This is a genomic window from Pantoea sp. Ae19-2 (assembly GCF_059801205.1).
On the sequence record NZ_JBCHWE010000005.1, the window covers coordinates 55,106 to 64,618 of the forward strand.

Consider the following 9,513-nt stretch of genomic DNA (forward strand, 5'->3'; position numbering starts at 1 on the left):
TAGAAAGAACGAGCCTTCTACGCTCCATCCTCGTTTAGTTGACCGGCGTGGCCTCAATCACCAGCGTTTCCAGCGGTTTCAGCGTCACAACCAGCGGCTTACTGTAGTCGTTGGTTACGGTCTCGTTCTTGCCGTAAATTTGCTTCAGCGTAAAGCGCGTGGCCTCGCCGTTCGGCACTTCAAAGCTTTTGCTCAGGTCGAGATAGTAGCTTTGTGATTTATCCGACGGGTTACGCAGGCCCAATATTGCTTTCTCTTTACTCCACGATGCCCAGCCGTAAACCTCAAGCAGCGTCGGGTCGCCGCCAACCCAGTGGCTATCGACCAGCACGTTGCTGTTCGCCCGTGACCATTTCGCCGCGTCGGCAAGCGTGTCCCATTTGGCGTTGTTCAGCATTGACGGCGTGATGTACAGTTCCTGCAATTGCGTGCCGGTGGCGAAGTAGCTCCAGGCCTGATCGGCAAAATCCTGGTCCGTTTGGACTTTCTCCAGCCCAAAGTAGGCATGTTCCGCGCTGACAATGCCGTGGTACATCAGTGAGTTAATCGGGAAAAGTGGGCCTTTACGCACGATGGAGCGATAGGTTTCCGCGTCGCGATAGGTTATCCACTGTTGCACCGGCGAACCTTTGCCATAAACGTTGATGTCATCGCCTTGGCGCCAGATGGAGTCGGCGTAGAACAGCCAGGACGGGCTGGCGTTGGTACCGGTCGTCAGGTTGATAAACAGATCTTTGTTGGCGGCCCGCATGTTTTTGATTAACTCAATGGAGGCATCAAAGTCAGAGGCGTAGGGGCTGCCTTTGATGTACGAGTTGGCGTTGCCCATACCGTCGAGCTTAAACGAGGTGATATGTTCGTTTTTGATAAGCCCGATAATTTGCTGATTAAAATTGTGGAAGTAGCTGGGGCCTGAGAGGGCAAATTTGCCATCCACGGTTTCAAAGCCGTTCTCTTTGGCGTGTGAAACGCGCACGTCGCGTGGTTTGTTGTAGCCACCCCACGGTGAGAGCCACAGCCCCACGGAAGTATGCAAACTGTCCGCTTTTTCTTTGATAACACCAAAGCCATGCTTAAACGCCGGACTAAACAGCCATTTCCCGGTCAAATCGTCCCAGCCGTCATCCAGCAGGAAGCCGTCGAGCTTCACGCCCCGCTTGCTTATCAGTTCGCTGGCGTATTCATCCATGCGGGTCAGCACGTCCTTCTCGGTGTAGGGCGTAAAGAAACCGATGTCCATCCAGCTGTTGTAGTGCAGGTAAGGCTGGTAAGGGCGCGGGCGCATGGCGTTGATAAATTCATTAAAGCTACGGCGAAGCTGGTCTGTTGCTTCAAACGTGCCGAAGTAGAGCGTATAGGTCACCGGGGCGTCGGTTTTAATCGGTGTTTTGAGCTCAACGTTCAGGTTGGTGGTGGTTTCGTAGGCGTAGGTATTCACTATCGGTTTTTGCGGCAGCATATAGAAACTGTCCGCCACGATGGGGGAACTGTTGATGGCGCCGTTGACATAAGGTGCCTGAGCCTGGCCTTTGGTCGGGAAGAAGGTGATCTTTGTGACATCACGAGGCTGGCCTTTTGCCTGCAGCGTATAGTCCACCGCCGCATACTTGCCCTTCAGCAGCTTCAGGGTAACATTGACCGAGAAGTCGTCTCGCTCGTAATCAATCTGAATGGCGTCTGCGGTTTTGCTGACGTTTTTGAGTTTAAAGTCGGCGGTATGGATAACTTTTTCGTCCGGCAGCGTCAGGAAAAACAGCTCGATGGGCGCCAGTTTGTGGTCGGATAGCCGGTCTTGCACTACCACCGCCGAGCCTGAATCGTCGAAAGAGACGGCAAGGTTGGTGTTTTCCAACTGGTACTGAGCCGCCAGCGCTGCGTTGCTCATGAACATAATAAGCAGGGAGCTTTTTATTATTGTCTTCATCAGATCTCCTTACACCAGAGAGTTAAAGCGCCGCTTCTGATTCCGGCAGCAACTTATTCGCCGAGCCGCATACAGCGACTTTGCTACGCACCACTTCTTTCATCGCGTCCATGCCGACGCGCATGTAAAAGCGTGGGTCGTTGCCTTCCGGGTTAGCGCCAAACCATTCTTTCACCGCGGCGGCGAAGGCGATTTTTAATTCCGTCGCGACATTCACTTTGCAGACCCCAAGCTCGATGGCGCGGCGTACAAACTCGTCAGGCACGTCACTCGCGCCGTGCAGCACCAGCGGGACGCTGACGACGTCGCGGATCTCACCCAGCCGTTTGAAGTCTATTTTCGGGCGTTTGGTATACAGGCCGTGTGCGGTGCCAATGGCAACCGCCAGGCTATCGACGCCGGTGAGCTCAACAAAGCGGCGGGCTTCCTGCGGATCGGTCAGAAAAGCGCTTTCTTCATCCACATCCATGTCGTCTTCCACGCCGCCGAGCCTGCCTAGTTCGGCCTCGACGCTGCAGTCGTTGCGGTGGCAAAACTCGACCACGGATCTCACCAGCTTCACGTTGTCAGCAAAGGGGAAATGGCTGCCGTCAATCATGGCGCTGCGCACGCCTGCGTTAACTTTGCGGCTGATGTCCGCCAGGCTTTCGTGATGATCGAGGTGCAGCGCTAGCGGTATGCCGTAGCTTTCGGAGTAGGCGTGACACAGTGCGTAAATCTCTTCGAAAGCGATATGTTTAAAGGTGCCCGGCGTGCCGGCAAGGATCACCGGGGAATGCATCTCTTTGCACACTTCAAGAATCGCCTGGATGGTTTCGGCATTGTGGATATTAAAAGCCGGTACCGCATAGCCTCTGGCCTGCGCGTCCTGAAGCAGATACTTCGTGGAGATAATGCTCATGATGAACCTCTCAGCCTTTCCAGGTATGAATAACGACGCCTTTAACTACGCGATTAACCGTGCCGCTGGCGGAGGGCGTGTCCGGCGTAATGCCTGCTTTAACGGAGGAGGTGAGGGCGAAAACCTGGGCATACATCAGGAAGCAAAACGCCTGCTCAACGTCGAGGAACGTCCGATCTGCCGCAGGCAGGAGGATATGCGGGCCTGATACGATCTCGGGGCTGGAGGAGGCTGAAATGGCGATCGTTTGCATAGCCAGACTGTCCCGGCGCAGCTCCGCCAGCAGATCCAGGTCGTACTGGCGAGTGTACGGATCGCTGGAGACCAGCACGATCGCCAGCGTCTTACTATTGACCAGGGATTTTGGACCATGCCTGAAGCCGGTTGGTGTGTCATAAAACGCCGCCAGCTTGCCAGCCGTGAGTTCAAGCACCTTCAGAGAGGCTTCTCGTGCCACGCCCTGCAAGCCACCGCTACCCAGGTAGACCACGCGTTCGTAGGGAAGATCGCCAAACGGAATTTCGCTGAAATCGCCCAGCGAATGAATAATTTGGGCACAGCGGTGAGCGACATCCTGAAATGACTGCGTATTGATGACGTCCGGGGCGAAAACCGCAAGGCAGCTTGCCATCATGGTCGTGATACTGCTCGTCATGGCAAAACCGCGATCGTGCGTTTCCGCAGGCATCAGCAGCGGCAGTGAGCGGTTGTCCTCCAGCGCACTACGGTAGAGGCTACCGCCCTCGTTACAGGTGATGGTGATGTGATAGCAGGATTTCACGAGCTGGTTGGCAAGTTCCACCGCAGCGACGCTCTCGGGGCTGTTACCGGAGCGAGCGAAGGAAACCAGCAGCGTGGGCTGTTCAGGGGAGAGATAGTCCAGCGGATTGGTCACCAGATCCGTGGTGGGCACGGCAACAAACTGTTTGCCGGTGTGGCGAGACAGCCACGGTGCAATGATGTCGCCGATAAACGCCGAGGTTCCAGCGCCAGTAAGGATAATTTTTAACTTGTCGTTCGCAAGTAGTGGATTCAGGAAGGCGGAGATCTCATCGCGCGCGCGGTCTATCTGTTGCAGGGAACGGATCCAGCTCACGGGCTGCTGACGGATCTCTTTTTCAGTCCATGTCGTGTGGCTGCGATCTGTGGCCGTGGAAGTTTCACTCATGACTCAGTCCTTAGCATTACAGCGTCAGATGTCGGCTTTTTATCGCCCATAATCTTTCGTTTTGTTTCACTTTATGGTTTTTAGTGCTTTATGAAAATTTATAGAAAGGAATCGATAAGATCAATATGAAAGGTGAAATAAAACGAAAATCATGATGTGGATCTCTGTTTGTGCATAACACTTTGTTTTATTTGGTTTTCATTGAAAATAAAACAATTAAGAAAAGAAAAAGAAAGGCCCATGGCGGATCTCGCCACAGGCCAAAGTGATGCATAATGAAAGCAACAGGAGCCGCCGCCTGCATTAAACGGGGTTCGAAACTGGAGATAAGCAATCCGGTCTTTTACTTCAGATGCCTTCTTCGCTGGCTTTCGTTGCCCGGTGGCGCGCCATTTCGTCGACCAGGCTGGTCAGGCCGCGGTGTCCGCATTCCAGCGCCATCTGGCGAAATTCGCTGCCGTTTAGCCCTTCTCGCTCGAGTACCATCTCCAGCAGTAGCTGCAGATTGACGCCAGTAACGACTTCGCGTCCCGGCTTCTCAAGCGCCAGCGTGGAGGCGACACGGAAAGGCGTACCGCCCAGCAAATCTGTCAGAAACACTAAACCTTCGCATTCATCCAACTGGCCGATAGCGGCTTGAAATTGTTCCGTCAGCCGTGCCGTGGAGGAGGTTTCCGGAAAGTCGATGGCAATAATCTGCGGCTGCTCGCCGAGGATCTGTTTCATTGCCTGCTCCATCCCGCTGGCAAAACCTCCGTGGCCGCTCAAAATGATGCTCAACATCTGCTTTTCTCCTCAGAGGAAGTGAAGGAACTTCCCAACAACGGCTAAAACGACGGTGATGCAAATCAGGCGCAAGGGGCTCCAGCCACGGCGCACCAGGGCGAACATTGCCAGGGTATAGACCAGCGGCAAAAACGCAGGCATCAATTTGTCGATGACGTCAGCCTGAAGCTTAACCACCGCATCCCCGGCCGTAATTTCAAGCGTAGTGGACAGGCGAACATAGGTGGCAACGAGAGCGCCGATAACGGTCATCCCGACGATGGAAGCGGCATGCCCTACTTTACGTGTATTAGCCTTAATTAACGGAATAGCGGCCACGCCCATGCGGTAAGCGTAGTGCGCCAGGCCGAAACGCAGGCCCAGATGCACCACGTTAAATAGCACGATAAACACGATGGCACCGAGTATCGACCCCTGAAGCGCCAGGCTGGCGCCGATACCGCCGCAGATTGGCAGCAGCGTCAGCCAGAACATCGCATCCCCGATGCCACCGAGTGGGGCACCAACGGCAATTTTTGTGCTCTGGATACTGTTTACATCCTGCTTCGAACGTTCCATCGCCAGAATAATGCCGATCACAAAGGTGACCAGGAAAGGATGGGTATTGAAGAACCCCATGTGCCCCTGCATCGCCCGCGCCAAATCGCGTTTGTTGGTGTGGATCTTTTTCAGGGCGGGTAGCAGGCCGTACAGCCAGCCGCAGGCCTGCATACGCTCGTAGTTAAATGAGGCCTGCAGCAACATCGAACGCCATGCTACGCGGTTGATATCTTTTCGGGTTAGCTCTGCGCCAATAGTCTGATCTTCATAAATCGTATCATTGGCAATGATGTTCTCAGACTCAATGGCCTGTGAAAGCGTTTGGGTATCAGATGCCATCTTCGAATTCCTCTTTCTGGACGCGAGCGGGCTGTGGTGGAGTAGGGTCTTTACGCATCAAATCCATCAGGGCCAGCGCTAGCGCGGCGGCGGCAATTGCCAGTACCGGTAATTTCAACCAGGCTGCGCCAACAAAGCCGATGATGAAGTAGGGGATATAAACGTTTTTCATCATGATTTTCAGCAGTACGGCGAAACCGATAGCTGGCATGATGCCCCCGGCGACGCCCAGCCCGTCAATCAGCCGCGCGGGTAACATATCGATGGCTGTTTTGGCATGTTCGGCCCCAAAATAAATGGGTAAGAAGGCGCAGAGAAAATAGAAGATGCCGAGTGCGAGCATCGCCAGATAGTTAATGCGCTCAATGCCATTGGTGTCGGCGTTTGCCGCCATGCGGTCGGCACGTGCCATGACGCCGGACATCACGGAGAACAAGAAGGTGATGCCCATCTGTACCGCAACCGCAAAAGGCACTGCGACGCCGACGGCGACTTCGGGCTTCACGCCGGTGGTAATGGCAAAAGTCGTGCCCACGATGGTGCCGATAATGACGTTAGGCGGCTGCGCGCCGGCGAGCGGAGCCAGGCCCATCCAAACCAGTTCCAGCGTGCCGCCGGTGAGAATACCGGTGTGTAAATCGCCAAGAATAAGGCCAACCAGCGGGCCAAGGACGACGGGGCGGTGCATATGGGTCAGGCCGTTGAACATATCCAGACCGGCGATAAAAGCCAGCAGGCCCAGGGCTATCGCTTGCAGTAAGCTGATTTCCATAGCAAATACCTCAGAGAAGTTTATAGAGATCCTGAGCTGATTCCGTCGGTACACCTTGCACAAAACATTCGACGCCGGCCTGTTTCAGGCCGGAGAAGGCGGCAATGTCTTGTTCATCAACCGACACGGTTTTAGCCACCTGCTTTTTGCCTTCGACGTAGTGCATGTTGCCCACGTTGATGCGCGTTACCGGCACGTTGCCGTTCACCAGGGTGAGGAAATCCCGCGGGTTTTTACAGACCAGCAGGATCTTCTGGCGATCCGCCGCGCGGTGAATGTTGTCGATGACTTTTTGCAGCGGCCAGAAGCGCACCGCAATTCCTTCTGCCAGCACCATCTCCATCAGGTTCTGTTGGATGGGATCTTCCGCCACCTCATCATTGGCGACCAGAACCAGGTTTGCGCCGGAAAACCCGACCCACTGCACGCCAACCTGACCGTGGATCAGGCGCTCATCAATGCGGCTTAAGACAATATTTGGCATGGTATTTCCCTTATTATCATTGTGTTAATGAGGAGATGACTCACCGTGACAGGCCGCGTAATACTGGCGCAGCACATCCTGAATATGGTCGATAATCAGCTCATGAGGTTTGGCTGCTAGCTGTGCTTCCCGCACTTTGGCGTACTGAAGCGGCAGGTACTGGCTGATTAACGGCAGCGGAATAGGTTCGTGGGCAAGGTTCCTGACCAGCACATCGTAAGCCTCATCGATATCGCGATCCGGCCAGTAGTAGCGCACCCGGTCAGAGTAGCTATAGCCGCGTGCCAGACGTAGCGCATCGCCGTTGCCGTGATAGTGCTGCTGCCAGTGCTCCGGGTGGTCAAGCATCACGCTTTCCAGGACGTCCCTCAGGCCGGAGCATTTGTGTGCCGGGAGCAGTTCTCGCTCAATGGCTGAGAGGGAAAAAAGGGCCTCACGCAGGGCAAAAGTCAGGGCCGGGCCGACTTTTAGTATCGCAAAGTGATCTTCCACTAACTGATGCAGCGCCTGCGTGGTCTGGTAATCCGTTGAATGTGCTTCAAAAACCATCGTGGGCGAATCTGCAATGAGTTTGCTTAGCGCCCGGGCTTTTTCTGGCTGGTAGTCAATCACCTGGGTGTGGTCGAACTCGACGCCGGGTTGAACAACAAGGCCAATAATGCGCGGCCAGATTTCACTTAGCGCCTGTTCTGCAAAGGCCCGGCGGTGAGCTTCCAGCGTAGTGTTTGCGGCCTGCGGCGTAGTGACGGCGAGTTCGGCGAGAGTTTCATGGGCACCGCCAGGGACCGGTACTTCGGTGCCGATGATGTACACCAGATCGGCATGGCCAAAGTGGTCGATACAGGTTTGCTCAGCAATCAGCGCCAGCCTGGCTGCTCGCCCGGCAACGACGTGATCCGTGAGCGGCACGGGATCGTCCACACAAGACATACTGCAGTCGAGGTGTATTTTCTTGAAGCCTGCGGCGACATAGCTGCGGATCAGCTCTTCTGCATGGGACATCGCCTCTTCGGCTGGTCGGGTTTGCCAGCGGTTTGGCCCAAGATGATCGCCGCCGAGTATCAGATTGGCATAAGGAAAGCGGTGTTGTTCCGCGAGTTGATAAACGAAACCGCAGAAATCCGCAGGCGTCATTCCGGTATAGCCGCCGTACTGGTCCACCTGGTTAGAGGTCGCTTCAATAAGCAAGCTGGTGCCAGCTTCGCGAGCGTGGCGCATGGCGGCCTCAAGCACCAGCGGATGCGCGGAGCACACGGCAAAGATCCCGTGCTGGTTGTTCCGTTTGTGGTTAGCGACAAATTCGATCAACTGTTTCACTTTCCTCTCCACGGCGATGGGTTAAAACATTTTCTTTCGATTCATTTCATTTAATCGTGCCTGAATGACGTTTGAGAATAAAAAGAAAGATACTGGAATTGCGATCTGTTTCGCAAAAGAAACATAATGAAAGGCGTTGGTGTGCTTACCGCGCCTTTTGAACGAAGATTCCTGGGGCTTGCTTTCTGCTAAAAGAAAGGTGTTAATAGGCAAATAGAAATGAAACGAAAGATATATTGAAAGGTTACCCTATGAGCAACAGCGATACCGCAACGGACAAACGTATTCCGGGTACCAGCGAAAGGCGCGAGCAGATTATTCAGCGTCTTCGCCAGCAGGGAAGCGTACAGGTTAATGATTTATCTTCTTTTTTCGGTGTTTCTACCGTCACCATCCGCAACGATCTCGCGTTTCTTGAAAAGCAGGGCATTGCGGTTCGTGCCTACGGCGGAGCGCTGATTTGTGAGCCCGGCAGCGTGGTAGCAGAGCCTTCGGTGGAGGATAAAAGCTCGCTGAATACTTCACTGAAGCGCAGCATCGCGCGTGTGGCTGCGGACTTGATCCAGCCCGGGGACAAGGTGATTCTGGACTCCGGCACCACAACGTATGAAATCGCCCGGCTAATGCGCCAGCATAAAGAAGTGATCGCCATGACCAACGGCATCAACGTGGCTAATGCGTTGTTAGAAGCAGAAGGGGTCGAGGTGCTGATGACCGGCGGGCATTTGCGCCGTCAGTCGCTATCGTTTTACGGCGACAGCGCGGAACAGTCGCTGCAAAATTATCATTTCGACATGCTGTTCCTCGGGGTAGATGCTATCGATCCGGAACGAGGTGTGAGCACCCATAACGAGGATGAAGCGCGTCTCAACCGCAAAATGTGCGAAGTCGCCGAGCGCATTATCGTGGTGACAGATTCCAGTAAATTTAACCGCTCCAGCCTGCATAAAATCATCGATATCCAGCGCATTCACCGGGTAATCACCGATAAAGGTATTCCGGCAGATAGCCTGAGCGCGCTGCGTAAGAGCGGGATTGAGGTTGTGCTGGTGGGCGACTAGCTTTTCGTTTCTGGCGGGCCCGCGTGACAGGGGAGATGAAACCCTCTATACTGCGCGCCGAAGCTGACCAGACAGTCGCCGCTTCGTCGTCGTCCTCTTCGGGGGAGACGGGCGAGGGGGAGGAAAGTCCGGGCTCCATAGGGCAGGGTGCCAGGTAACGCCTGGGGGGGAAACCCACGACCAGTGCAACAGAGAGCAAACCGCCGATGGCCCGCGCAAGC

At 54.7% G+C, this 9,513-nt stretch carries 9 protein-coding genes; 1 reads left to right on the top strand and 8 read right to left on the bottom strand.

Annotated features, from left to right (window positions below; all coding sequences use genetic code 11):
• Positions 1-34: 34 nt before the first annotated feature.
• The 8 genes from AAIE03_RS23975 to kbaZ all read right to left on the bottom strand — a co-directional run bounded on the left by AAIE03_RS23975 (position 35) and on the right by kbaZ (position 8,231).
• Complete coding sequence (locus AAIE03_RS23975) at positions 35-1,924, bottom strand: alpha-galactosidase (protein ID WP_498563285.1); 1,890 nt, start codon at positions 1,922-1,924, stop codon at positions 35-37.
• A gap of 22 nt (positions 1,925-1,946) precedes the next feature.
• A complete protein-coding gene (gene kbaY, locus AAIE03_RS23980; RefSeq protein WP_008453662.1) occupies positions 1,947-2,825 on the bottom strand; it encodes a tagatose-bisphosphate aldolase subunit KbaY in 879 nt (292 codons plus the stop codon).
• 10 nt (positions 2,826-2,835) lie between these two features.
• Positions 2,836-3,993, bottom strand: coding sequence for an SIS domain-containing protein (locus AAIE03_RS23985; RefSeq protein ID WP_336708794.1), 1,158 nt, complete (start codon positions 3,991-3,993; stop codon positions 2,836-2,838).
• 348 nt (positions 3,994-4,341) lie between these two features.
• A complete protein-coding gene (gene agaF, locus AAIE03_RS23990) occupies positions 4,342-4,776 on the bottom strand; it encodes a PTS galactosamine/N-acetylgalactosamine transporter subunit IIA (protein WP_336708795.1) in 435 nt (144 codons plus the stop codon).
• Between the two features lie 12 nt (positions 4,777-4,788).
• Entirely contained in the window at positions 4,789-5,658 is an 870-nt protein-coding gene (agaE, locus tag AAIE03_RS23995; protein ID WP_166877316.1) for a PTS N-acetylgalactosamine transporter subunit IID, read from the bottom strand.
• Positions 5,648-6,430, bottom strand: coding sequence for a PTS N-acetylgalactosamine transporter subunit IIC (gene agaW / locus AAIE03_RS24000; protein ID WP_008453654.1), 783 nt, complete (start codon positions 6,428-6,430; stop codon positions 5,648-5,650). The genes agaE and agaW overlap by 11 nt, the downstream gene beginning before the upstream one ends.
• A 10-nt stretch (positions 6,431-6,440) precedes the next feature.
• Positions 6,441-6,914, bottom strand: coding sequence for a PTS N-acetylgalactosamine transporter subunit IIB (gene agaV, locus AAIE03_RS24005; protein ID WP_039289641.1), 474 nt, complete (start codon positions 6,912-6,914; stop codon positions 6,441-6,443).
• A 24-nt stretch (positions 6,915-6,938) separates the two neighbouring features.
• Positions 6,939-8,231 (bottom strand): tagatose-bisphosphate aldolase subunit KbaZ, encoded by a 1,293-nt coding sequence (gene kbaZ, locus AAIE03_RS24010; protein ID WP_336708799.1) that lies wholly within the window; start codon positions 8,229-8,231, stop codon positions 6,939-6,941.
• Positions 8,232-8,482: 251 nt separating this feature from the next.
• Between kbaZ and AAIE03_RS24015 the strand changes: the two genes are divergently transcribed.
• Positions 8,483-9,292 carry a DeoR family transcriptional regulator gene (locus AAIE03_RS24015; protein ID WP_008453648.1) on the top strand — a complete coding sequence of 270 codons (810 nt, stop codon included), beginning with the start codon at positions 8,483-8,485 and terminating at the stop codon, positions 9,290-9,292.
• Positions 9,293-9,513: the final 221 nt, after the last annotated feature.

Bases quoted from the DNA above. Each gene is read 5' to 3' on its own strand.
- AAIE03_RS23985 (WP_336708794.1), bottom strand. From the start codon at position 3,993: ATGAGTGAAACTTCCACGGCCACAGATCGCAGCCACACGACATGGACT.
- agaV (WP_039289641.1), bottom strand. From the start codon at position 6,914: ATGCCAAATATTGTCTTAAGCCGCATTGATGAGCGCCTGATCCACGGT.
- AAIE03_RS24015 (WP_008453648.1), top strand. From the start codon at position 8,483: ATGAGCAACAGCGATACCGCAACGGACAAACGTATTCCGGGTACCAGC.
- agaF (WP_336708795.1), bottom strand. From the start codon at position 4,776: ATGTTGAGCATCATTTTGAGCGGCCACGGAGGTTTTGCCAGCGGGATG.
- agaE (WP_166877316.1), bottom strand. From the start codon at position 5,658: ATGGCATCTGATACCCAAACGCTTTCACAGGCCATTGAGTCTGAGAAC.
- AAIE03_RS23975 (WP_498563285.1), bottom strand. From the start codon at position 1,924: ATGAAGACAATAATAAAAAGCTCCCTGCTTATTATGTTCATGAGCAAC.
- agaW (WP_008453654.1), bottom strand. From the start codon at position 6,430: ATGGAAATCAGCTTACTGCAAGCGATAGCCCTGGGCCTGCTGGCTTTT.
- kbaY (WP_008453662.1), bottom strand. From the start codon at position 2,825: ATGAGCATTATCTCCACGAAGTATCTGCTTCAGGACGCGCAGGCCAGA.